Origin of the sequence: Prosthecobacter gellanilyticus (assembly GCF_007992435.1) — a bacterium.
Taxonomy (GTDB): Bacteria; Verrucomicrobiota; Verrucomicrobiia; order Verrucomicrobiales; family Verrucomicrobiaceae; genus Prosthecobacter; species Prosthecobacter gellanilyticus.
Genome location: NZ_BKAG01000057.1, coordinates 20,173 through 43,488 on the forward strand (window position 1 = coordinate 20,173; position 23,316 = coordinate 43,488).

Below are 23,316 nucleotides of genomic sequence, written 5' to 3' on the forward strand. Positions count from 1 at the left end.
CACCGTAGCAGACGGTAATTTGTGACTCGGGAACATTCGATCCTTCCACCTCAGTGCGGGCTGAAGCCCTGCACTACTTTCACCGGAAGCCTTGCAGTTTCTAACCTGCCTGCTCTAAATAGTGTGTCTTTTCACGATCCTCTCCCCCCGCATGACCACCGACGCACCCGCCCCAGCTCCCAGCAAGCGCCGCGTGTTTGCCTCCCGTTTGTTCAGCACGCTCATCTTGTGGGGTGTCATCGCCACGGCGCTGCAGTGGAAGAGCCACTGGATGATCGTGCTGCTCACAGGCTTCTTCGGCGTGGCAGGTGCCTTTGAATACTTCCGCCTGCTGCGGCTGGACAATCACATCCGCGGTTTCAATCTGCTCGGCCTCAGCATCTGCCTGGGTTACTGGATCACCACCACCTGGTGGGTCACAAGCCAGAAGAGCGCGCCGCCCATGTGGCTGGAGCTCGCCGCGCTGACGGCCAGTGTGCATGGCTCCTTCCTGCTTTGCTATCGCCATCAGCTTGAGGGCATCGTCACGCTGCAGCGCATCTTCCACAATGTGTTTGGCGTGGTCTACACGGTGATCTTCTTCGGCTTCATCGTGCGGCTCATGTATTTCAAGCCGGACGGCAGCACGATGACGGGCCTCTTCCTGGTGCTCTATCTCATTGTCGTGACCAAGTTCAGCGACATGGGCGCTTACACGGTTGGCGTGTTGTTCGGGAAGCATAAGATGATCCCGCACATCAGCCCGGCAAAGTCCTGGGAAGGATTGGTCGGTGCGTTCATCGGTTCTTTTGGTGCGGCGGCGATCACTCTCTGGCTTGCCGGACCAAAGCTCGCACCGCTGAACTGGATGCATGGGCTGCTGCTGGCTCCGGTGCTCTGTGCCACGGCGGTTTCAGGCGACCTGGCCGAGTCCGTGCTGAAGCGCTGCGTGTCTATTAAAGACAGCGGGCACAAGCTTCCCGGTATCGGCGGCATCCTGGATCTCACGGACAGCCTGCTTTTCACCGCGCCGGTGTTTTATTTTTATCTGGAGGCCATCACGGCCTGAGGCATTGGAGAACGAACGACGCATGATCAAACGACGCAAAGTCCTCCTCCTCGGCTCCACAGGCTCCATCGGCACCAGCGCGCTCAAAGTGGCACGCGACATCCCGGAGCGCATGGAGATCGTGGGCCTTGCCGCGCAGCGCAGTGTGGAGGCTCTCGTGGCCCAGGTGCTGGAGACTGGCGTGAAGCAGGTGGCGCTGACCGATGAGGCCGCTGCTGCCAAAGCGCGCGCTCTGCTGCCTGCTGATGTCACTTTGCATGTAGGTGCCAGCGGTCTGGTGGATCTGGTTCGCGCCAGTGATGCGGACATGGTGCTGGTGGCGATCGTGGGTGTGGCAGGGCTCGCGCCGGCTCTGGCAGCGATTGAAGAAGGCAAGCATCTCGCAGTGGCGAGTAAAGAAATCCTGGTGATGGCAGGCGAGGCGGTGATGGAAGCCGCGAAGCGCAAGGGCGTGGACATCCTGCCGGTGGACAGCGAACACAACGCCATCTTCCAATGCCTGGAAGGGCATCGTGGTTGTGAGGTGCGGCGCATCCTGCTCACGGCGAGTGGCGGACCTTTCCGCCAGCTTCCTGCCGAGCAACTTCCGGATGTCACGCTCGCTCAAGCGCTGAAGCATCCGACTTGGACGATGGGCCGGAAGATCACGATCGACAGCGCCACGCTCTTTAACAAAGGCCTGGAGATGATCGAGGCGCGCTGGCTCTTTGATGTGCCCATGAGCAGCATCGAGGTGGTGGTGCATCCGCAGAGCATCGTGCACAGCATGGTCGAGTTCACGGACAACAGCGTGATCGCCCAGCTCAGCCACAGCGACATGTGCTTCCCCATCCAGTATGCGGTGACCTGGCCGGAGCGCGTGCCTAACAATCTTCGCCCACTGGATTTTGCGCGGCTGGCCTCGCTGACCTTTGAGGCACCGCGCACGCAGGACTTCCCTGCCCTGGACCTGGCCCGGCATGCGGGAGAGGTCGGTGGCACGCTGCCAGCCGTTTTGAATGCCGCCAATGAAGTGGCGGTGGAGGCTTTCCTGAACGAGCGAACGAGCTTTCCGTCCATCTGGAAGACCGTGGCGCGGGTGATGGAGAAGCATCAGGTCATCCAGCACCCAGGCCTGGAAGCGCTGATCGAGGCAGACGCCTGGGCTCGTCGAGTGGCGGCAGAGTAGTAGAATCCCTACCCTGTGCAGGCTTGACTCCGGGAGAGAGAGGGAGGATGAAATCGACCATGAACACCTCATGGAAAACCGTCGGAATCCGCATGGCATTGATCGCTGCGATGATCGCCATGGGAGCAAGCTGTGCATCGACTCACGTTGAACCTCTGCCGGGTGTGCCTCCGGGCGCCACCGCGAAAGACGAGCTGGGCTCGATCGGCAGCGGCGCGTATGTGGTATTGAATTCGCCCAACAACGAGATTGTCCTGCCGAACGGCAAGCGCTGGACGGGACGCGTGCGCGGCATTCGCGACCTCATGCTGGTCCGTGACAACACGATCACCCCTGCCACCGAGGTGCCTGAGGCCATGCAATCCAGCTACCAGGTGATGGTGGATTTCCAGCGGAACGGCATCAAGTACAGCTTCTTTGATGTGAAAGAGGGCGGTGTGTATCCGAGAAAGTGACTGAAGCCACAGGCTTTCCCAATCACACCTTTGGTTAGCCCTAGGGCTCAGCGCGCGGAGAGCAGGTAGCCCAGGATCATCACGGCCAGCAAAATGGCCGCAACGATCTTCCACATCTGCTCCTTACTCAGCGAGGGCCTTCCCTCTCTGTCCTCGCCAAACTCACGTTTGACGAAGTCATCATAATCAAAATCATCCTCATCATCCGGAAGATCCACGCCGTCATAGGTGTCGGCATCAGCCTTCCAGCCGGACTTCGCGCAGGCGCCGCAATCATCACAGGCCACGGCACCTTTGGGCACCCACTCGCCACAGTTGGGGCATTGACCGGGTGGTTTGAAGGCAGGCATGAGAGTTCGGAGGGCTGAGTCCGGAAGTCGGAGTTAGGAAAAGGGTGCCTCGTGAGAGTCTGGCGCAGCTTGGGGAAGAGTCTGGGGCTGAAAACTACCCCAGCATCAAAGCGAAATCTCCCATGTTCATTCCGCCCCATAAGGCTGAATTTCCCACTCTAAACTCCGCCTTCCGAACTCAGAACTAAATCAAATCATCCCGAGCTTCATTTTGCCCTCGATGGAGATCATGCCCTGGTTCCAGGCAGGTTCCCAGACGAGTTCCACGGCGGCGTCATCCATGTCTTCGATCGTCATGATGCGGCTCTGGGCATCGGCAGCGATGGTGGGCCCCATGCCGCAGCCAGGGGCGGTGAGCGTCATCTTCACGAGCGCCTTGCTTTTGCCGTCTTCGGTCTGCTCGACATGGCAATCATACACGAGGCCGAGGTCCACGATGTTTACGGGGATTTCCGGGTCGTAGACGTTTTTGAGCTGGTTCCAGACCTGGGCTTCGAGGTCGCTGGCATCATCCGGGATGTTGGAGGAGCTGCTTTCCTGCTCCTTTTTCTGCGCCTCGGGGTCGATCCCCAGGGCATCAACATCCTTGGCGCTGATTCGGGCGAGGCCAAAGTCGGTCGCCACGGTGTAAGTGCCGCCGAGGGACTGCGTGATGATCACCTTCAGGCCGAGCGGCAGTTTGATGCTTTCCCCGCTGGGGATCTGGACGGCTTCGACTTCGCGCTTGAGTTCGAGGGAGGTGTGCATGGAAAGGGGGAGGAGAGAGGGTCTGGCCATGGTGGCGGCCTTTTAAAACAAACGAAGGCCGCCAGTCGGCTGGATGCTCCGAGAATGCCGCCCTGGGGAGGGGTGTCAACCCTGTGAGCCACTCTTCTCCTCGGATCCCTGGTAGATTTCCTTCTCGACGCCCGATTTGAGTGTCGCTATTTCGTCTCCCCTCTCAACCTTCCCTTTCCCCCTCCCCCCATCATCATGCGCAAAGGCATCCTCGCAGGCGGCAACTACATCATCGACTACGTCAAACTGATCAACGGCTACCCGGAGCAGGACATGCTGGCTGACATCCGCAGCGAGACCTCCAGCAACGGCGGCGGCCCCTACAATGTGCTCAAGGACCTGGCCGCCATGCGTGCGGACTACCCGCTGGCTGCCGCCGGACTGGTGGGCAAGGATGCCAATGGTGACTGGATCCTCCGGGACTGCCAGAAGGCGGGCATTGATACCGCTCAACTCCGCCAGACGGACCGCGCGCCGACCTCTTACACGGATGCGATGACAGTGATCAGCACGGGACGGCGCACTTTCTTCCACCAGCGTGGAGCGAATGCACTGCTCGGCGAGGCGGACTTTGATTTCAGCACCACCACGGCGCGGGTGTTTCATCTGGGCTACCTCATGCTGCTGGATGAGATGGATCGTCTCCTGCCGGATGGCAGCACACCGGCGGCCCGGGTGCTGGCCAAGGCGCGTGCGGCGGGACTGATCACGACCGTGGATGTCGTCAGCACGGAGAACCCGCATTTTCAATCCATCGCCGAAGCGGCGCTCCCGCATACCGACTACCTCATCATCAATGAGGTCGAGGCAGGAAAGATCGTCGGCATGAACCTCAAGACGGTGCCGGTGAATGTGTCCGCTGTTTCCGATGCGGCGCGTGCCTTGCTGGCCAAGGGCGTGCACAAGCAGGTGGTGATTCATTTCGAAGCTGGGGCCGTGGTGGCTGACAGTGAAGGTCATGTGACCATCCAGTCCTCTCTGAATCTGCCTAAAGGCTTCATCATCGGTGCCACGGGCGCGGGCGATGCCTTTGCCGCTGGCTATCTGCACGGAATCCATGAGGGCTGGCCGATCGTAGACTGTTTGACGCTCGCCGTCTGCACGGCAGCGAGCTGCCTGACTCATCCCACGCCTTCAGAAGGTCTGCGCCCTGTGGCCGACTGCCTCCGACTGGCTGACGAACACGGATTCCGACTGTCATGAAAACTCCTCTGCTCAGCTCTGAAGAACTCACCGCGAGCCTCGCCACTTTGAATGGTTGGGCCGTGGAGGGGAAAGAGATCGTGAAGACCTTCAAGTTTGCGGCCTATCTGGCAGGCATCGACTTTGTCTCGAAGCTTGGGCACGCTGCTGAAGCGATGAATCATCATCCCGATCTCATTGTCGGATGGAGAAAGGTCACCGTGAAGCTCAGCACGCATAGCGCGGGTGGCTTGACGGAGCTGGACTTGACCTTGGCGAGGGAGGCGGAGAAGATTGCTTCAGCGTAGACAAACCCGCCAGAGTGCGGGGTTTGATGAGCTCATGCATCGCCACTGACCTCGTTCTGGCGAACGAGCCTACAACAATAGGCCGGTCGCCCCAAAGAGGAGCGGCCGGCCGTTCTGGTTGGACACACTAACAAAGAATGCGTTTAGTCGTCGATGACAACGCGGTTGATCACGCGGGTCTCGCCTTCCAGGCCGTAGTGAACACTGACGGGGATGCCCACCTTGATGCGGGTTTTCACATCATCGTCGGTCAGGATCTTGCCGCTGCGGGTGACATAGGCCACCTTGGTGCCGTAGCGATAGGTGATCGGGCCGCTGGTTTCCTTCACAATGAAGGTGGAGCCAGGGGTATACTCGGTGAGAGTCCCGGAGGTGGTGACGGTTTTCGTGGAGCGTGAGGCCGTGCCGTCTTCATTGACGGTGGTCGTGGTGGTCTGGGTGGTGCTTTGAGCCTGGACGCTGAAGGCAACGGCCAGAACAGCGAAGGCGGCGCTTTGGAGGAGTGTTTTCATGTTGGGTTCGATGGTTTGTTCGTCTTCCCATCTTGAAGGATGGTTTCCCTCATATCGCCCTGACTCCGGCATCCGGTTGGAGTGGATATCCCCTAGCGTGACATCAGGCCCGCCTGATGCCTTGATCAGCCCAATGGAGCCCAACCTACTTTCCAACAGCGCGCTTCAGCTCGTGCTGGGCGGCATTGAAGTTTGTCACTGATTGCACGCGGCTCTGACGGGCACGGGTGAGTTCCTCACGGGCCAGCAGATACTCCAGCACCACGCCGAGCTGGCTGGCCTGTCGATCCTTGGCCAGCTTTACCATCTCCTCGGCAGCATCCACCGCCTCATCATTGATGCCGACCTGATCATAGGCGCTTTGGGATCTGGCAGCGGCCTCCACGACCTCACGACCAATGGCGGCTTTGATCTGGCCGGTTTGGAGCTGCGCGGCTTGCTCACGTGAATCCGCGATGACCTGCCGCTGACGATCAAAAAGACCACCGGGGCCAATTTTCCATCCGAGTCCGACAAAAAAGTCCTGGGTGGTGCCCGAGTTGCCTGTGCGACCTCCGTAACCACCGCCAAGCCCGCCTGCGGTATAACCCGCCTGCACGTTGGGGATGAGCGGTGCCACACGTGCGCGATCGCTTTCAAGCCCAGCTGCCTGGTTCATAGCCTCCGCCGCTTTCATTTCAGGGCGATGCTGCGAAGCCTGGGAGATCAGCGTGGCGACACCCGTTTTGCGATCCAGCAGGCGCACCGGAACCAGGTCTGCTTTCGCAGGACGCAGTTCGGTTTCCGCCGGCAGGCGCAATGTCTCAGCGAGAGCCGCAGCGGCAAGATCGCGCTTCTCCTGATGCTGGCGGATGGCGAGCTTTTCACGACTGACCTGTGTCTTCACCCGCAGAAGATCGGCACGAAAGGCCGTGCCTGCATCCACCGCTCCACCGATCTGCTTTTCATAGTCCTGGGTGAGGCGAAGATCATCCTCAATGATGGCCAGGGAGGCCTCAGCGCCTAACAAATCATAATATCGACCTGTTGCCTGAGTGACGATGTCTCGTCGTGATTTCTCGGCGAGTTGCTCGGCCGCGAGGACCTTCTGTTTCGCCACCAGCGCGGAATAATAGATGTCTCCCGGCGACCAGTCGATCATGATGGACGGCCCCAGCGTGTATTGCTGCTTGCTCGCATCAAAGACCGCTCCTGCCACATCCTGGATGCGTCCGTCATGGCGCTTGTAACCTGCGCCGAGGCTGAGGCCAGGCCAGAAGCGCTGCCAGGCGAGCTTGGATTCCGCGATGGCTTCTGTGTGCTTCACTCGAGCGAGTTCGATCTCGTCATTGTTAGCACCCGCGAGCTTCATCACGGTGGGAAGGTTCACATAAACGGGAGCAGCCATGCTGGAACATGTGACCGCGAAGATGCAGAGCCAAAGAGGTCGGAGAACAGAGGACATGGCGTTCATTTGGCGGTGACGGCTTGCTTGTCCGTGAGGGTGACGGTGCCAGGAACGAGAAGGACATCATCGGCCTTGAGCTCGGGGACTTCGACGTTGGTGCCGTCGTTGAAACCGATCTTCACGGCGGTCTTCATGGCTTTGCCATCGGTGTGCTTGAAGACAAAGGCGTTGGTCTTTTCCATGACCAGAGCGGCGACGGGGATAAGCGTGGCGTTGTCGTGCTTCTCAACGGCGATCTTGGTCATGGCATACATGCCGGGGCGCAGTTTGAGCTCAGGGTTCTTGAGGTCAGCCTCGGCCAGCATGGTGCGTGTGGCGGGATCAAGCGCATAGGCGATGCGGCTGATGCTGGCCTCCACCGGAGTGGCGGCGGCACCGAGGGCATCAATCTGCGCTTTGACGGGCTTGCCGACGGCGACGAGTCCCGTCTCGAGTTCCGTCACAGGGATCTGCAGACGAAGGGTGCTCAGGTCTGTGACTTCCAGCAGCTTGGAAGTATTGGCCGTGGCAAGCGAACCGGGGTCGGCATGGCGGGCGGTGATGATGCCGTCAAAGGGCGCTTTGAGGGTGGCGAACTGGATCAAGGTCTCCACCCGTTCGAGACTGGCTTTCGCAATGGCGAGCTTGGCTTCGGCATCATCCACGGCCTGAGGCAGCACGAGGTCGGGTGACTTCGCGCGGGCCTCGTGAAGGCGCTTCACCTCCACCTGCGCCGCGGTAGCCTCGGCCTTGGCTTTGGCAATGTCTGCCTGAAGTTCAGGAACTTCCAGAGTTGCGAGCACCTGCCCTGCTTTGACGGCATCGCCCTTGTCCACGGTGATGCTGGCGATGTAACCCGTGACCTTCGAGTACAGCGTGGCCTGCTGCCAGGGAGCCAGCGTGGACGGCAACGACACCCAACGATGGATGGTGCCGGTCGTGGGCTTGGCCGTCGGAAGCTCAAGAGCTCCGGCGAAGGTGGTGAAGGCTAGGAAAAGCAGGGGGCGCATGAGATGGCAAAAAGATAAAAACCAGGCTCTAGAGATGCTCCATCCAGTCATCGAGTCCGACGATGTGCATGAAGTCACCAATGTATTTCCCGACCTGTTCGGCTTCCTCGGCGTTCTCTTCATCAAACTGCTCCTGGAGTTCCTCGGCTGCCCTGTAGAGAACATGGGCCGCCGTGCTGCGGGAGAGCAGAGCTTCGCACTTGTCGAGGAAGGCATTCACACGCTTCTCACAGCGGACGCGGGTTTCTTCATCGACGGCACCGGGATAGTATTCAGCCTCGAGAAACTTCTTCTCGAGCTTGAGGGCTTTGATCTCGGCCTGGTATTTGGGGGTGAGCTTCATGTCAATCGTTGAGGGGTTCGAGGGACGCCTCCTTGGCGTTCTTCGAAGCTAGTAGCGCATACACCGCAGGAAGCACGAGAAGTGTGGCGACGGTCGCGAGGGCAAGGCCGCCGATCGTGGCGATGGCGAGCGGGCTGGTCTGGCTCTTCGCCATCGCCATGGGGATCATGCCGGCGATCATGGCCAGGCTAGTCATCAGGATGGGGCGAAGGCGGGTGGTGGCGCTTTCCAGGGCTGCATCACGTTTGGTTAGGCCGGTCAACTGGGCGCGATGCGCAAAGGTGACGAGCAGGATGGCGTTCGCCACGGCCACGCCCACTGCCATGATGGCACCCATGAAGCTCTGGATGTTCACCGTGGTGCCGGTGAGCATGAGCGCCAGCAGCACACCGAGCAGGGCCGCAGGAATGGTGGTGAGCACGATGAAGGCGAGACGGATGCTCTGGAAGTTCGCTACGAGCAGCAGGAAGATGGTGATGATGGCGATGAGGAGGCCGGTTTGCAGACCGCTCTGCAGTTCCTTCATCGGCGGCACCTGACCGCGGAGGGCGACATTCACACCTGCAGGCGCGGGAGTATCGGCGATGACTTTCTCGACCTGCTTCGCAATGGTGCCAAGCGGCTTGTCATGCAGGTTCGCCAGGACTGAAACCGTGCGGGACATGTTGTAGCGGTCGTATTGACCGATGACACTGCCTTCGCTGATCCTGGCGATGTTGCGCAGCGGAATGGGCGGCCTGTCTTGGGCGGAGACAGGCAGGTTGCGGAGGTCTTCGAGGCTCTTCATCAGGGTCTGCGGCACTTGAATCTGCAGACTCATGCTCTGGCCGGTCTTGGGGTCCGCGTAGTAATTGGGCACCGTGAAGCGGCTGCTGGCCGTGGCAGCGACGAGGCTGCGTGTGGCATCACTCATCTTCACGCCGAGAAGACCGGCGCGCTCGCGGTCGATATGCACGTCCACGCTGGGATAGTCGAGTGTCTGGCTGAACTGCACGTCACGCAGATCCTTGAGCTCAGCGAGCTTCGCACGCAGCACTTCCGCGTGCGCACGGCTGGCGGCGTAATCCTTGCCGCTGACGGCGACCTCGATGGGTGTCGGCGAACCAAGCGCCATGACGCGGCTGACGATGTCCGCAGGCTCAAAGGAGAAGAGGACGTTCGGGAACTCCTTCGCAAAGCGGGCACGCAGTGTCTCACGAAGTCCATTGATCGGCTTCGAACCGGGCTTGAGCTGGATTTGCAGCATGGCTTCCTCGGGGCCGCTGTTCCATTGATGGATGAGGTTCACCGGATAGTTCGGCGCATGCACACCGATGAGGCCCATGCTGGTGGCAATGGGTGATTCCTCCGCGATGATGGCCAGCACGCGCATGGCGATCTGCTCGGTGGTTTCAAGACGAGTCGCAGTCGGCGCGCGTAGGCGAAGCTGAAGCTGGCCGGCATCGATGCGCGGGAAGATCTCGGTTCCGAGGAATGGCAGGATGACGGTGATGGCGAAGATCACGCCGCCGAGATAAGCCGGGACGAGGATGTGACGGATGGTGAGCGATGGAAGGAAGAGCCAGCGCAGAGCCGACTCGTTGGCGGGCTTGGGCTGAACCGCATGCTTGGGTTCTTTGTGCCACCAGATGCTCAGGATGGGCACGAGGGTAGAGGACAGCAGGTAACTTGAGATCATGCTGAAGCCCACGGCCAACGAGAGCGGCATGAAAAGAGCCTTGGCAGCGCCGGTCATGAAGAAGCTCGGCACGAACACAGCGAGGATGCAGAGCATCGACAGCGAGCGCGGGCCGATGGTTTCTTCGGAGGCATCCAAGACAATGCGGCGCAATGTCGGACGAACTTCACTGTTCGTCCCCTCGGTGGTGCCTGCGGGAGACCGAACTGGAAAGTTCGGTCTACGCATGCGGCGATGGATGTTCTCGATCTCCACGGTGGCCTCATCGACCAGGATGCCGACAGCGAGGGCGAGACCGCCGAGGGTCATAAGATTGACGGTGTAACCGGTGATCCAAAGCGCCAGGAGAGCCCCCGCAATGGCGATGGGGATGTTCAGCACGACAATGAAGACGCTGCGCAGATCCCGCAGGAAGATGAGGACCATCAAGCCCGTGAGGCAGGCACCGAGGAGGCCTTCCTTCACAAGGTCATCGATGGCGCGGATGATCCAGGGGCTTTGGTCGAACTCGAAGGTGACATTGATGTCCTCGGGACAGGCGGCTTTAAACTTGGGGATGTTTTGCTTCACCAACTCCACCACACTGAGCGTGGAGGCATCACTGCGCTTCGTGACTGGCATGTAGACGGTGCGGCGGCCGTTCACAATGGCGATGCTTGTGGTTAGGTCGCTGCCGTCGCTGACCTCGCCCACATCCCGCACATAGACCGCGCCTTGGTCCGTAACCTTCAGCGGCACGGCGGCGAGGTCCTGGATGTTCTTCACCACGGCATTCGTGGGCACGATGGGATAGCTGCCGGGCAGTGCCAGATTGCCGCTGGGGCTCATCGTGTTGGCCTCGGTCATGGCCTTCACCACATCATCCGGAGAGAGGCCGTAAGCGCGGAGGCGGTCGGGTTTTACGTTGATCAGAATAGTGCGGGCACTACCGCCGAAGGGTGGAGGCGCGGAAACACCCGGCAGCGTGGCAAAGAGCGGGCGCACCATGTTTAGCGCGGCATCCTGCATCTGGCCGACGGTGCGGGTGGGGTTCTCGGTGGAGAAGACGAGATTTCCCACGGGCACACTCCCCGCATCAAACCGTGTCACGAAAGCTCCCGGCGTGCCGGGAGGCATGAAGGAGCGGGAGCGGTTCACATAGGCGATGGTCTCCGAAAGGGCGGCCGACATGTCCGTGCCGGGATGAAACTGTAGCTTCATGATCGAAGCGCCCTGGATGTTCTTTGACTCCACGTGCTCGATCCCGGCGATGTAGAGGAAGTGATACTCGTAGTAGTAGGTCAGATAGCCCTCCATCTGCGCCGGGTCCATGCCGCCATACGGCTGCGCGACGTAGATGGTGGGAATGCCCAGCGGCGGGAAGACATCTCGTGCCATTTTTTCCTCCGCCTGCCAGGCCCCGAGCAGAATCGCCACGACGATGACGATGATGGTCCAGGGGTGACGGAGAGCGAGGCGTGGGAGAGACATTCGGGAGGAGACGAAACAAAGAGGGCGAACAAGAAACTGTCCAAAAGACTGGTTCTTTCAGTCAAATCATGACCATAGGTGCTGCGCAAGTCCCGCCAGGGCGCAGGCGCCGATCACGGGCATGAGACCGACCTTGAAGCGCTGCATGGCGATGAAGGCGACGACGGCGAGAATGGCAATGAAGGCATCAAATCCGCCGCTGGCAGGCCACAAGGCGTGAAGGGTAAATTTGACACCGAGATTGAGGATGACTCCTACCACGGCGGCGGTGATGGCGGTAAGAGCGGCGCTCAGTCTGGGTTGCTCTCCTAGCTTCTCGATATGCGGGGCCCCGAGGAAGATGAACCAAAAGCATGGCACAAAAGTGACCCAGGTGGTGATCAAGGCACCGAGCACGGCTCCGGCATGGGGCGACAGAACTCCCGGATTCTGCCAGCCACCGACAAAGCCGACGAACTGCAGAACCATGATGAGCGGACCTGGGGTGGTCTCAGCGAGGGCGAGGCCGCTCATCATCTGTGGATGCGTGAGCCAGCCGTGGGTCTCCACCGCCTGCTGAGCGACATAGGGCAGCACCGCGTAGGCCCCGCCGAAGGTCACGAGGGCTGCTTTGCTGAAGAACAGCCCCTGCTGGGCCTGGGTGCTGCTCCAGCCCAGCCAGGCGGCGATGGCAAGGATCGGCAGCCACCAAAGCGTGAGGCACAAGGCCGTGATGCGGAAAGCCCGTGACCAAGAAGCCGGCTGAGCTGGTGGCAGCTCGAGCGCTGGCAAGGAGTCCTTGGCGGCTCCATGACCTTTGCCGGCTGGAAACTGCTTGGGAGACACTCGATTCCCAACATAACCAAGCACGGCGGCCGCGAGGATGATGAAGACGAAGGAGATCTTGAAGACAAAGATGGCGACGAAGCTCAGCGCTGCCAATGCCCAGAGCGTGGGGCTTTTGAGAGCTTTTTTGCCAATGCGCAGCACGGCCTCCGCCACCACGGCGATGACCGCGGCGAGCAGACCGTGGAAGATGGCGGCGAGCCAGGGCAGATGTCCGCCTGCCATATAGAGCCAGCTCAGGCCTAACAAAATAAACACTGACGGCAGCACAAACAGAGCTCCCGCAGCGAGGCCGCCCTTCGCGCCATGCAAGCGCCAGCCTAGATAGGTGGCGAGCTGCTGGGCCTCCGGTCCCGGGAGGAGCATGCAGAAGTTCAGCGCATGCATGAAGTGGGTCTCACTGATCCAGCGACGTTTATCGACGAGCTCATTGTGCATGATGGCAATCTGCCCCGCAGGACCGCCGAAACTGATGAAGCCGAGCTTGAGCCAATAGCGCAAGGCTTGGGCAAAGGTAGGCATGGGAGGGAGTTCGGAGTTCATCACTTGGCGGGAGTTTTGCGGGTTCGTGTGGAAAGCTGGCGATACAGGGCATCGAAACACTCAAAGCCATGGGCGAGGATCTCGTGATCACTCCAGCCCATTAGCGCCCAGCCGCGAAAGATGGCGAGCAGGCCGTGGCCTTCTTGCGTGCCGTGGCGGCCATCGCCCAGATCCGCATCGTGAATGATGGCGGCGACTTGCTGAAGCGCCGGATCCTTGAGAGCGAAGCGTTTGATCAGGGTCTCGAAAGTGCAGTCGTCCCCTTGATGACCAAACTCCACGCCGACCATGTCATAAGGCAGGGCTTCAGGATGGGCGGATGTCTCAGAGGCAAAGATAAAGGTGGCCTGAGCATCAATGAAGCGCTGGATGAGCCACGCTGATCCCACGCGATCCACCTCCGGCTTCGGACGAGTCAGCCAGACTCGGATTTGGTAGTCTTTGATGGTGAGTTTCTTAGAGGAGGCGCTCGCGGGTTCATCGCCGACACGGCGCAAGAGATCCTGCACTTCATCGCCCTTGGGGCAGTCAAAGAAGTCGATCTGGCGCACGGCTTGATAGCGAGAGGCGATCTTCTCCACCTCCTCAGGACTTGCCTTGGGCTTTTTCGCTTTCGCTGGCAGCAGAGGACGAATGGTTTCCAAAATCTCTGCATAGTCCGCCGCCCGGGCTTCCTGAAACATCTGGATCAATTCGGCATCGCTGATGCCGTCCACGTCTTGAGAACGCACGAGGGTGGCATTGCCTCCCTGCTCTCGCACACGCTGAGCCAGCCACTGGAAGCTCTCATAGAGCTCGGGACGGTCTGGCAGCACGGAAGCTGCAGTCTTCAAAGACACTGCGCCGAGCCGTTTGAGCTGACGCCATAGGGACAAGCGGAGTGCGCCGCTGTTGGGCGGCAGGCTGTGCAGGAGCAGGAGCCAGGGGAGTTTCGTCATTTGTAACACTTGTTACAAACAAGAAACAAACGTTGCAAGAGTAAGTTTTTGACGTGGCAGAGGTTCGCAAGCTGTCTCAGAAAGACAGTTTCAAGCCTGAACCACTTGGGCTCTTTAGACACGCATCCAACGCCAAGTTTTGACGTGTTGAGACGGCTTCACGCAGTCGCGACTTCGGGAGGGCTGTTGTCCTCCAGAAGCGCTGCCAGCAGATCCGCGATAGGCAGAGACACGATGGCCGTGGCTTTGTCACTCATGGCATAGGGGAGGATGAGCTGACCGCCATGGACGAGGGAGCCACAACTATACACCACGTTAGGCACGTAGCCTTCACGCTCCACGCCCTCCGGGCAAAGCAAAGGGTGGCGCAGGCGACCGATAACGCGGGTAGGATCATCCAGATCCAGCAGCACGGCACCGATGCAATATTTGCGCATGGGACCGACACCGTGGGTGATGACCAGCCATCCTGCATCGGTCTCGATGGGCGAACCGCAATTGCCGAGCTTCACGGATTCCCAGGTCTCCGCAGGACGCAGGATGAGATGCGGGTCGGCCCAGTGGTGCGAATTGTCGCTGAACATGACGAAGAGGTTTTCATCATCCTGGCGGGAGAGCATGACATAACGGCCGCGGATCCGGCGCGGGAAGAGGGCCATGCCTTTGTTCTGGACGGCGGTGCCATTGAGAGTGAGCACGCGGAAGTGCAGGAAGTCCTTTGTCTCGATGAACTGCGGGAGGATGGCCCGGCCATTGTAGGCGGTGTAGGTGGCACAGTAGGTCACGGTGCCGTCATCATCCACAAAGCGCACGAACCGGGCATCCTCGATGCCATTGCTCTCGTTTTGAGAAACCGGAAAAAGGATGCGCTCACTGACGGCGAGCTTGGAAGAAAAACACAGCTCATAGTTGGAGTCGGCAAGCCACTGCACACACTCCAGAGTGCGGCGGCTCTCATGGGAGAGCGGCAGGCTTTCACGACGCACGCTGGCGACGCGGGCAGCGAGCTCGCTGCGGGAGAAATCGTCGGCCAGTATGTCCATGACCGAGGCCGTGCATTCGTTGTCAAAGCCCATCTCATGAAGCTTCACGATGAAGCGCTTCTTCCGATAAGTAGGGTTTGGCAGCACCTCAGGGAGACTGACGTAACGCGAGACCGGCACGAGTGTGATGTGCCCGTCAGGCGAGATCGAGCCCTCACGAAACTCAATGGAGGAAATGTGTCCCTCACCCGTGGCGCGGAGACTCATGATGAAGCGCAGGCCGCCTTCAGGCACGCCGCTTTGATCAGGATGCGAGACGATGGAGGGATTGAAGAGGGCCGCAGCCTCCAGTGAGTATTCACCACTGAAGATGGCGCCGATAAGGAGCTGCCGCGAACGTGTGAGCGGCCGCTGGGTGAAGATCTCTGACTGCACTTTGGCAAAGTGGCTCATGAGCACGGGCTCAATGTCCAGATGACGGCTGTCGAAGTCCGCGTGCACGGCGGCGAGCTCAGTCTCCACCTCCTCCTCAGTCAGCGCGAGCGCACGGCCGATGATGGTGGCGAGGCGCTGCGGATTGGAGGGGATGAACGGGCGGATGATGACGCGCGCGCTCTCCGGCTGCAGCATGATGTGATGGCGGCGAAGGGCGAGGCAGGTCATACGCGGGCGGGAAGCGGATACTGGGCAAGGGTCATCTCAGCGAGAGCGATGTGGAAGGCGAGGGTGGACTCCGCGCCCTGATTTTGATTCACGCGATCAGGGTGCAGCCCATCAGCACAGCCACCGGTGGCAGCATCATAAAGAGGCAGCCCCAGGTCATTGCGACCGAGGAACCACTCAAAGGCACGCCGCGCCTCACGTGACCAGACTGCATCGTTGGTTAGCTGATATGCCGTCACACAAGCCGAGACCATGGCCTGGGCCTCGACAGGCTGCTGGTCAAAATGGGCACGGGCGCCGTCACGAATGCAGAAGCCCTCGCTGCCGATGGGCCTGAAACTGCCATTCGGCGTTTTTTGGATGGAGACGAGCCAGGTCAATGACTTCAGGCCGGCATCCAGGGCTTCCTCATTTTGCAGAGCCTGGCCGGAAATCATGAGGGCCTGGCTGAGACGGGCATTGTCATAGGTGGCACCGGGCTCAAACCACGGCCAGTCGTCACTAGCGCATCCCTTCCATAGCCGGAGAAGATCGCCGGTCAGCACCTCGCGCGCAGCTTTGGCAGCGCTGTTGTCCGGAAACTGGCTCAGATACTCATGAATGCCCAGCAATGTGAAGGCCCATGCGCGCGGAGAGGTGAAGCCCTCCACACTCGCCAACCCGACATCGAAAATCTGGGCGCAGAGCGCGCGATGACCTTCATTGCGCGCGCGTGCCGCACCCAGCCCTGCGGCCCAGATGCCACGGCCATGACTGTCCTCGCTGCCCGCCGTCTCCAGCCACTGCCGGTCAAAGCTCATGAAGTTACGGAAGCGTCCGCTTTCGCGGTCGAGCGCCGCGGAGAGAAACGCCAGATAGCTTGTGGAAAGATCATCCAGAGCACCGACAGGCTGGCTGCCGCCGATGTTGTCCCGCAAACAGCAAAGAATGAATCCGCGAGCATTGTCGTCCGTGCAGTAACCATGCTGGAAATCAGGCACGGTATAAAGGGCATGCTGAAAGATGCCGGTGCTGTCCGTCATGTGTCTCAAGTGATCCAGTTTGAGACGTGGCAGCTCGGCCTTGTGCCCCACGGTCCAGCCTGCAAAGGCCGTGCGTGAAGGCACGCGGTAATCCGCGCGGGCGTGCTGGAAGACCTCCATGTACTGCTTTGCCACGGCTGACCAGATCATCTCCCGCCCGGCATGCCAGGCGGCCTTCTGCGTCCTGAGCATCAGCCCCGGACGCTCCAGATACTCACAAACTGCTCCTGTGATGGCTTCCGGCTGGCTGAAGGGCACCAGGATGCCGCGCCCCTCCGCCAGGAGTTCCTCGGCGTGCCAATAGTGAGTGGAAACCACTGCGCGTCCCGCACCAAACACCTGGGCCAACGTGCCTGATGTGATCTGCTCCCGGTTCAAGTAGGGCGTCACATAAATGTCCGTGGCACTGATGAACTCCTGCAGGTCTCCAGGAGATACAAAGCGGTTGTCAAAGATCACGTGATCCTTCACTCCGTTTTCCTCCGCCAGCCATTCCAGGCTGCTGCGGTAGCGCTCTCCCTCACGGGCCAGCAGATGCGGGTGCGTGGCCCCCAGCACAATATAAAGCGCCTCGGGATGCCGCCGGACGATGCCCGGCAGCGCCTGGATCGCGGTTTCGATCCCCTTCCCCGGACCGATCAGGCCGAAGGTCAGCAGCACTGTGCGCCCGGCGATGCCGAACTGCGCCTTCGCCGCCTCCGTGCCGCCAAAAGGCACATCCGGGATGCCATGCGGGATCACATGGATCTTCGACTTCGGCGCCCCATACGTCTCTTGCAGGATCTCTGCCCCCTTCCGGGCCATGACCACCAGCCGGTCGCTGCGGCGGATGATCTCGTCCATGACCTTGCGCTGGGCGGTGCCTGGTTCGCGCAGGACCGTGTGCAGGGTGGTCACCACTGGCATGCGCACCTCTTTAAGAAGTGCCAGCAGATGGCTGCCCGCCGGGCCACCATAAATGCCGAACTCATGCTGCACACAGAGCACGCCGGTGTTGTTAAAATTCAGGTAGTCCGCCGCACGCCGGTAGGAATCGATGTCCTTCTCCAGCAGCTCGAACCGCACTTCCTGCGGGTAGTTATAACCCTCCGCCTGATCATTCACCGCCCCCACGTAGCATTCCGCCTCCGGAACTGCAGTGCTGACAGCTTCACACAGATCCCGTGTGAAGGTTGCGATTCCGCAACGACGGGGAACATAGTCCCCGAGGAAAGCCACCCGTCTTAATGACGGCTGACTGCTCACGAGCCGAAGCTCCGGTAAATTAGCATAAGACAGCAGACAGCCCGCCCAGGGAATAGCAACCGGTCATTTGCACACTATCCGAGGCGTGAAGCGTGCCAAGGCGCGCTCTTAACAGACCTGGCCCCGGAAAACCTTTTGTCCGACTTATTGACAGACTGTTTGACAGGCGGGGGAAGACGTCTACTATCGCCCCCCCTCGCCCGTGCTGGGCGCATACTTTTATGGCAAACGTCGAAGTCATCCTCAAAGAAAAAATCAAAGGTCTCGGAGCCGAGGCCGATGTCGTCAAAGTGAAGCGTGGCTACGCTCGCAATTTCCTGGTCCCTCAGGGCAAGGCCTTCGAGGCCAGCTCTGGCAACCTGCGGAATCTCAACCACCTGAAGGCAGCCCGCGCCGAGCGTGAGGCTAAAGAACTCCAGGAAGCTGAGAAGATCGCTTCCAAGCTGAAGAAGCTGAAGCTCAAGCTGACCCTCCAGACCGGTCAGGCTGGCAAGGCTTTCGGTTCCATCACCAACATGGATATCGCCAAGGCAGTGCTTGAGAGCTCCGCGAAGGTGGAACTGGACCGTCACCAGATCCAGCTCGACAAGCCAATCAAGAACACCGGCACCTTTGAAGTGCCTGTGAAGCTTCACGGCGACGTGAACTGCTTCCTGAAGGTCACCGTCACCGCCGCTGACGGCGAAGGCGCGACTGAAGAAGCCGCTGACAGCGAAGATTAATCTTCCATTTCCTCTTTTCCAAAAAGCCGCCTCCTTCACGGGATGCGGTTTTTTGTTTGGGATTCGGTTCGCGGTTCAGCGTTCTCGGTTCACAGTTCCCTGCATTCGAATCTCCAACATCACCCGCCATGTCCGACCTGCCCAAAGTTTATGACAACAAGCCCTGTGTCCTGGAACTGGAAGCGGGTGACCACTGGTGGTGCGCCTGTGGATTGAGCGGACATCAGCCGATGTGTGATGGATCGCACAAAGGCACGGGACTAGGCCCGAAGAAGTTCACGCTCACGGAGCCGAAGAAGGTCTGGCTGTGCAACTGCAAGCACACGAAGACCCCGCCCTTCTGCGATGGGTCTCACAAGACGCTCGGCTGAAGTGTCAGCCTTGAGCGCAGCCATCATGCGGTGCCGGCTTGATTCACCAGAGAGGCTATGGCGGCTGGAGTGGTGAAGTGCTCACGTTTCACCATGATGGGGGGGATGGTGACGGCAAAGGTGCTCTCGAGATGAAGCATGAGCTGCATGGTGGCGAGGGAGTCCAACCCCAGCGCAAAGAGGTCGCTGTCAGCGCGCACTTCCTCCTCGATGTCGAGGATGTGATGCTCCTCCATGAGTGTGATGATGGACTGGGCGGTGATGGCAAGAGGCATGAGCAGATGACAGAAAAAGCTGGGAGCAGGAAAAACAACGCCTGCCGGGGCCGTCAAGGACTGTGTGATTTCTTGCAAGCCTGCCCCGAACGCCTACTGTCGCCCCCACATGCCCTCCCGAAACTTCTCCGCTTTGGCCCTGATCGCGCTTTTCTTTGTCTGGATGACCTCCGGGGTGATGGCCCAAGCGCCTAAAGGGACTCCAGCCACAGGCGCGCCGGCAGCTGCGGCGAGCAGTGCGGCACCGGCGGAAGAAAATCCATATGCGGCGGCACTGACGCTGGAAGGTTTCGTGCAGCGCACGGGCGTGATGGCCTATCCGTTGATTGCGTTGTCGATGATCACGGCCTTCTTCATTGTGCTCTTCACCTTCACGGTGCGCCAGGGCACGGTGGTGAGTGATGCCTTCATGAACAGCGCGGATGCACTGATCCGCAAACAGGACTATCTGGGTTTGCTCGCGGTGTGCAACCGCCGCAATGAGTGCATCGCGCGCATCACGGCGAAGACACTGGACTTTGCGACACGCAACCCAACGGCGAGCTTTGAAGAAGTGAAGGAAGTGACCGAGGCGGAAGGCAATCGTCAGTCGAGCCTGATGCTGGCACGCATCGCCTACCTCGGTGACGTGGGTGCGGTGGCGCCGATGCTGGGATTGCTGGGCACCACGCTGGGGATGATCACGACCTTCCATGAGATCTCCGCCACGGAGTATGGTGGCAGCAACCAGCTCGGTCTGGCGCAGGGTGTGTCCGAGGCGCTCTTCTGCACCGCGAGCGGTCTCGCGATCGGCATCCCGGCGCTGATTTTTTACTCCATCTTCCGTGGCAAGGTGAACCGCCTGATCTCCGAGATGGAAGCGGCCACCACGCACATCATGGCGCTGCTGGCGGTGCAGTACAAGCGGGCAGCCCGTGCGGCAGCCGGCCGCCCTGAGTGATCGTGATCTTCCTCTGAAGCATCCACCATGAACTTTCGCAAACAACACTCCATCGAGCCCACGCCCATGCAGCTCGCGCCGCTGGTGGACGTGCTCTTCCTGCTGGTGATCTTCTTTGCCGTGACCTCGCACTACGCGAAGAACGAGCAGGTCATGGACATCAGCGTGCCTGCCGCTGAGGAAGGTAAAGAAAAAGAGTCCCGCAATGTGGGTGAGATCATCATCAACATCAAAACCGAGGGCGAGATCATCGTGAACGGTGCGCAGCTCACCGAGGATGAACTCCTGGCGAAGCTGAAGAACATCGTGACCGTTTTCAAAGACCAGGCCGTGATCCTGCGAGGTGATGAGGTCGTGGACTACAAGCACGTGATCCGCGTGCTGGACACCTGCCAGAAGGCGGGAATCTGGAACATCGCCTTTGCCACCCGCAGACCTGAAGCTGAAGCTCCGAAAAAGCCGTGAAGTGACATGAGCCACCGCACGTCCCACCTTTCTCCCCAGCCCCGTCTTTCCTTTTACATCATGCGACCCGCGCTCCGAGCTTTCCTGTGTGCTGCCACTCTGAGTCCCTTTGCGGACGTGACGGGGCAGTCCGTGCCCAAGGCGGTGCCGATCGATGAAGACAGGCCCGTGCCGAAAGCGGTGCCGGTGGATCCGAATGATGCGCGCACGATGCAGCCGCCTGCGGCCCCCGCCCCGACCAAGGGTCCGGATGATGATCTTTTTGATTATGCCAGCCTGGCCTATGACCGCAGCGAATGGGCGATGGCGGCGAAGTCCTTCGGCCAGTATCTGCAAAGCTATCCCTCTGGCAAACACGTGCCGATCGCGATGTTCCGCATCGGCGAGTGCTACATGAAGCAGAACCAGATCAAGGTGGCAGAGACCTACTATGAAGAGGTGGTGAACCGCTATCCGAACAGCGAAGGAGCGCCCTCAGCGGCGTATCGCCTCGGCGCGGTGCGTTTCAATGCGAAGCAGTATGATGAGGCCGCGCGCATGTTTGCGCTGTGCGAGACGAAGACCACGCTGCCGCAGGTGCGCCTCGCGGCCGGGTTTAACAAGGCACGCGCGTATCAGATGCTCGGCGACATGAAGCGCCAGATCACCGCGCTGAATGCGGTGGTGGCCGTGAAGACGGACAATCCTTATCGCGAAGCCGCCCTGCTCAGTCTGGGCACGCTGCAGCTTGCTGATGACAAGAAGGCGGAGGCCCTGCCGCTGTTTCAAGAGTTGATCGCGAGCAGCAAGGACAACGCGACCGTTTCGGAAGCCTCAGTGAAGGCAGCGGTGCTGCTGGCCGAGGCAGGCAAGCCGGAGGAAGCTGTGGCGCTTTTCGAAAAGGTTCTGAAGATCACGGAGACCAGCCCCTCAAATCGTGGCATCGCGTTGGTGGGTGTGGTGCAGGCCTTGTTTACCAAGGGTGACTACGATGGCGTGATCAGCAACTACAACGCGAACTCCACCATCCTGCCGGAAGGTGACACGCGGCCGAAGATGCTGCTCATGGTGGGCAATGCCTTCCGCATGAAGAAGAGCTATGCACGTGCCGTGGAGACCTATCTCATGGTCGAGCAAGGCGCGCCTGGCAGTGATGCCGCTTTTGAGGCGGGTTACTGGAAGCTGTATTGCTTCTATCTTTTGGATGACAAGGATCTCGCGGAATTCGCCACGGGCTACATCGCCAAATACAAGGAAGAGCGCGTCGACAGCGAGTTCCTGAACCTGGCGCGCCTCATCCGTGCGGATCACCATTTCAACAAGCAGCGCTATGTGGAGGCTGCCTCAAGCTTCAGTGATGTGCAGCTCGAGAAGCTGCCCGCGAAGCTGCAACCTGGCACGCTCTTTAACAAAGCCTGGGCGCTGGCCGAGGCGCAGCGTCCGCAGGACGCCATTGCTGCCTTTTCACTCTTCCTGGCGCAGAACCCGGGGCATGAACTGACGGCCAAGGCGCTAGCGCGCCGTGGTCTCGCCTACCGCGAGATGAAGGACCTGCCGAACGCCATGGCGGACTTTAAGAACGTGGCGCAAAACCACCCGAACTCCGAGGCGGCCGAGCTGGCTTACCTGCAGATGGGATTGATCGCCTCCGAACAGCGGGATCACAAGGCCACCATCGCGGCCTTTGAGACCCTGGTGAAGAAGTTTGCCACCAGCCCGGCTGCCGGCCAGGCCTGGTTTGGCATCGGGCGTGCAAACTACTCCCTGCAGCAGTGGGAACCTGCTGTGAAGGCGCTGCAGCGCGCCATCGACGTGGATCGCAAAACCTATCTCGACCAGGCCAGCCAGATGATCATCCAGGCACAGTACGTGCAACAGAATGCCGAGGAGCTGGCGAAGAGTATCGACGAGTATCGCCGTGCCAATGCGAGCGGCAACATCCCGCCGAATGTGCTTACTTGGTTAGGCCTGACGCTGTTCAACAAGAAGGCTTATCCACGCGCCACGCAGTATCTCTCCCTGGCCTCCACTCCCACCGCGCCGGAAAACACGGATCCCCGGGTCTGGAACTACCTGGGTATGGCCTTCCTGGAAACGAAGGACTACGAGAGCAGCGTCAAGGCCACGGACAACTTTCTCAAGGTGACCGCCGATGGCGCCCCCAAGGCCCGCGCTTTGGTGACCAAGGGACGCGCGCTGCTCGGCCTGGGCAAGCATGATGAGGCGGAAGCGGTGGTGCAGGAAGGTCTGGCCTTTGCCAAGGATGGCAAACCGCAGGCTCTGCTGCTGATCCTGCAAGGGGACATCCTCTTTGCGCTGGGTGACAAGCTCACCGGCGAAAATCAGGCGGCTGCCGCGACGGAGAAGTATGCCGGCGCTGCTGGCAAATACATGGTCCCCGCGCAGTTCTTCGATGACGAAGAGGTAACGCCTGAGGCCCTGGACAAGGCCGCGCAAGCCCTGGAGAAGAGCGGCCAGGCTGACAAGGCCGGGGAGTTCCGCAAGCTGCTGAAGCAAAAGTATCCGGGATATCAGGCGCTGTGAGCCAAGAAGGTTAACCGCAGATAACGCAGAGGGCACAGATGGATCAGAGACTCAGGCCATCTGAGATCTCTGGG

General features: G+C 60.2%; 22 protein-coding genes. 10 read left to right on the plus strand and 12 right to left on the minus strand.

Annotated features, from left to right (window positions below; genetic code table 11):
- The first annotated feature begins 151 nt into the window (after positions 1-151).
- The 3 genes from BGE01nite_RS24935 to BGE01nite_RS24945 all read left to right on the plus strand — a co-directional run bounded on the left by BGE01nite_RS24935 (position 152) and on the right by BGE01nite_RS24945 (position 2,671).
- Positions 152-1,048, plus strand: coding sequence for a phosphatidate cytidylyltransferase (locus BGE01nite_RS24935; RefSeq protein WP_146854881.1), 897 nt, complete (start codon positions 152-154; stop codon positions 1,046-1,048).
- A 22-nt stretch (positions 1,049-1,070) separates the two neighbouring features.
- Positions 1,071-2,216, plus strand: coding sequence for a 1-deoxy-D-xylulose-5-phosphate reductoisomerase (locus BGE01nite_RS24940; protein ID WP_146854883.1), 1,146 nt, complete (start codon positions 1,071-1,073; stop codon positions 2,214-2,216).
- A gap of 92 nt (positions 2,217-2,308) precedes the next feature.
- Positions 2,309-2,671 (plus strand): hypothetical protein, encoded by a 363-nt coding sequence (locus tag BGE01nite_RS24945; protein WP_218033096.1) that lies wholly within the window; start codon positions 2,309-2,311, stop codon positions 2,669-2,671.
- A 47-nt stretch (positions 2,672-2,718) separates the two neighbouring features.
- On the opposite strand, the gene BGE01nite_RS24950 is transcribed toward BGE01nite_RS24945, so the two are convergent.
- Positions 2,719-3,021 carry a hypothetical protein gene (locus tag BGE01nite_RS24950; RefSeq protein ID WP_146854887.1) on the minus strand — a complete coding sequence of 101 codons (303 nt, stop codon included), beginning with the start codon at positions 3,019-3,021 and terminating at the stop codon, positions 2,719-2,721.
- Positions 3,022-3,210: 189 nt separating this feature from the next.
- Positions 3,211-3,768: a putative Fe-S cluster assembly protein SufT gene (sufT, locus tag BGE01nite_RS24955; RefSeq protein WP_146854889.1), complete on the minus strand. Its 558-nt coding sequence runs from the start codon at positions 3,766-3,768 to the stop codon at positions 3,211-3,213.
- 225 nt (positions 3,769-3,993) lie between these two features.
- Between sufT and BGE01nite_RS24960 the strand changes: the two genes are divergently transcribed.
- On the plus strand, positions 3,994-5,001 hold the full coding sequence (locus tag BGE01nite_RS24960) for a carbohydrate kinase family protein (RefSeq protein WP_146854891.1): 1,008 nt from the start codon (positions 3,994-3,996) through the stop codon (positions 4,999-5,001).
- Positions 4,998-5,288 (plus strand): 4a-hydroxytetrahydrobiopterin dehydratase, encoded by a 291-nt coding sequence (locus BGE01nite_RS24965; RefSeq protein WP_146854893.1) that lies wholly within the window; start codon positions 4,998-5,000, stop codon positions 5,286-5,288. Before BGE01nite_RS24960 ends, BGE01nite_RS24965 begins: the two co-directional genes overlap by 4 nt.
- 143 nt (positions 5,289-5,431) lie before the next feature.
- Here the strand turns inward: BGE01nite_RS24965 and BGE01nite_RS24970 are convergent, their stop codons facing one another.
- From BGE01nite_RS24970 to BGE01nite_RS25010, 9 genes are all read right to left on the minus strand, one after another.
- Positions 5,432-5,800 carry a hypothetical protein gene (locus BGE01nite_RS24970; RefSeq protein ID WP_146854895.1) on the minus strand — a complete coding sequence of 123 codons (369 nt, stop codon included), beginning with the start codon at positions 5,798-5,800 and terminating at the stop codon, positions 5,432-5,434.
- Between the two features lie 145 nt (positions 5,801-5,945).
- Entirely contained in the window at positions 5,946-7,187 is a 1,242-nt protein-coding gene (locus BGE01nite_RS24975; protein ID WP_170267046.1) for a TolC family protein, read from the minus strand.
- Positions 7,188-7,249: 62 nt separating this feature from the next.
- Positions 7,250-8,236, minus strand: a complete 987-nt coding sequence (locus BGE01nite_RS24980) for an efflux RND transporter periplasmic adaptor subunit (protein WP_170267047.1) — start codon at positions 8,234-8,236, stop codon at positions 7,250-7,252.
- Positions 8,237-8,264: 28 nt separating this feature from the next.
- Positions 8,265-8,579 (minus strand): DUF4844 domain-containing protein, encoded by a 315-nt coding sequence (locus BGE01nite_RS24985; protein WP_146854901.1) that lies wholly within the window; start codon positions 8,577-8,579, stop codon positions 8,265-8,267.
- 1 nt (position 8,580) lies between these two features.
- A complete protein-coding gene (locus BGE01nite_RS24990) occupies positions 8,581-11,727 on the minus strand; it encodes an efflux RND transporter permease subunit (RefSeq protein ID WP_146854903.1) in 3,147 nt (1,048 codons plus the stop codon).
- A 66-nt stretch (positions 11,728-11,793) separates the two neighbouring features.
- Positions 11,794-13,074, minus strand: a complete 1,281-nt coding sequence (gene chrA, locus BGE01nite_RS24995; RefSeq protein WP_246145798.1) for a chromate efflux transporter — start codon at positions 13,072-13,074, stop codon at positions 11,794-11,796.
- A gap of 20 nt (positions 13,075-13,094) precedes the next feature.
- Positions 13,095-14,033, minus strand: coding sequence for a chromate resistance protein ChrB domain-containing protein (locus tag BGE01nite_RS25000; RefSeq protein WP_146854907.1), 939 nt, complete (start codon positions 14,031-14,033; stop codon positions 13,095-13,097).
- Between the two features lie 158 nt (positions 14,034-14,191).
- Positions 14,192-15,679: a glycoside hydrolase family 130 protein gene (locus tag BGE01nite_RS25005; protein WP_146854909.1), complete on the minus strand. Its 1,488-nt coding sequence runs from the start codon at positions 15,677-15,679 to the stop codon at positions 14,192-14,194.
- Entirely contained in the window at positions 15,676-17,805 is a 2,130-nt protein-coding gene (locus tag BGE01nite_RS25010; protein WP_246145799.1) for a glycosyltransferase family 4 protein, read from the minus strand. Before BGE01nite_RS25010 ends, BGE01nite_RS25005 begins: the two co-directional genes overlap by 4 nt.
- A gap of 362 nt (positions 17,806-18,167) precedes the next feature.
- Between BGE01nite_RS25010 and rplI the strand changes: the two genes are divergently transcribed.
- Positions 18,168-18,668 (plus strand): 50S ribosomal protein L9, encoded by a 501-nt coding sequence (gene rplI / locus BGE01nite_RS25015; RefSeq protein WP_146854912.1) that lies wholly within the window; start codon positions 18,168-18,170, stop codon positions 18,666-18,668.
- Between the two features lie 128 nt (positions 18,669-18,796).
- Positions 18,797-19,039: a CDGSH iron-sulfur domain-containing protein gene (locus tag BGE01nite_RS25020; RefSeq protein ID WP_146854914.1), complete on the plus strand. Its 243-nt coding sequence runs from the start codon at positions 18,797-18,799 to the stop codon at positions 19,037-19,039.
- A gap of 23 nt (positions 19,040-19,062) precedes the next feature.
- Here BGE01nite_RS25020 and BGE01nite_RS25025 read toward each other — a convergent pair whose 3' ends face one another.
- Positions 19,063-19,314: a phosphopantetheine-binding protein gene (locus tag BGE01nite_RS25025; protein ID WP_146854915.1), complete on the minus strand. Its 252-nt coding sequence runs from the start codon at positions 19,312-19,314 to the stop codon at positions 19,063-19,065.
- A 109-nt stretch (positions 19,315-19,423) separates the two neighbouring features.
- Between BGE01nite_RS25025 and BGE01nite_RS25030 the strand changes: the two genes are divergently transcribed.
- The 3 genes from BGE01nite_RS25030 to BGE01nite_RS25040 are packed head-to-tail and all read left to right on the plus strand — an operon-like array spanning position 19,424 to position 23,242.
- Positions 19,424-20,254, plus strand: a complete 831-nt coding sequence (locus BGE01nite_RS25030) for a MotA/TolQ/ExbB proton channel family protein (protein ID WP_146854917.1) — start codon at positions 19,424-19,426, stop codon at positions 20,252-20,254.
- Positions 20,255-20,281: 27 nt separating this feature from the next.
- Positions 20,282-20,719, plus strand: coding sequence for an ExbD/TolR family protein (locus BGE01nite_RS25035; RefSeq protein WP_146854919.1), 438 nt, complete (start codon positions 20,282-20,284; stop codon positions 20,717-20,719).
- Positions 20,720-20,779: 60 nt separating this feature from the next.
- A complete protein-coding gene (locus BGE01nite_RS25040; RefSeq protein WP_170267048.1) occupies positions 20,780-23,242 on the plus strand; it encodes a tetratricopeptide repeat protein in 2,463 nt (820 codons plus the stop codon).
- The last annotated feature ends 74 nt before the right edge of the window (positions 23,243-23,316 follow it).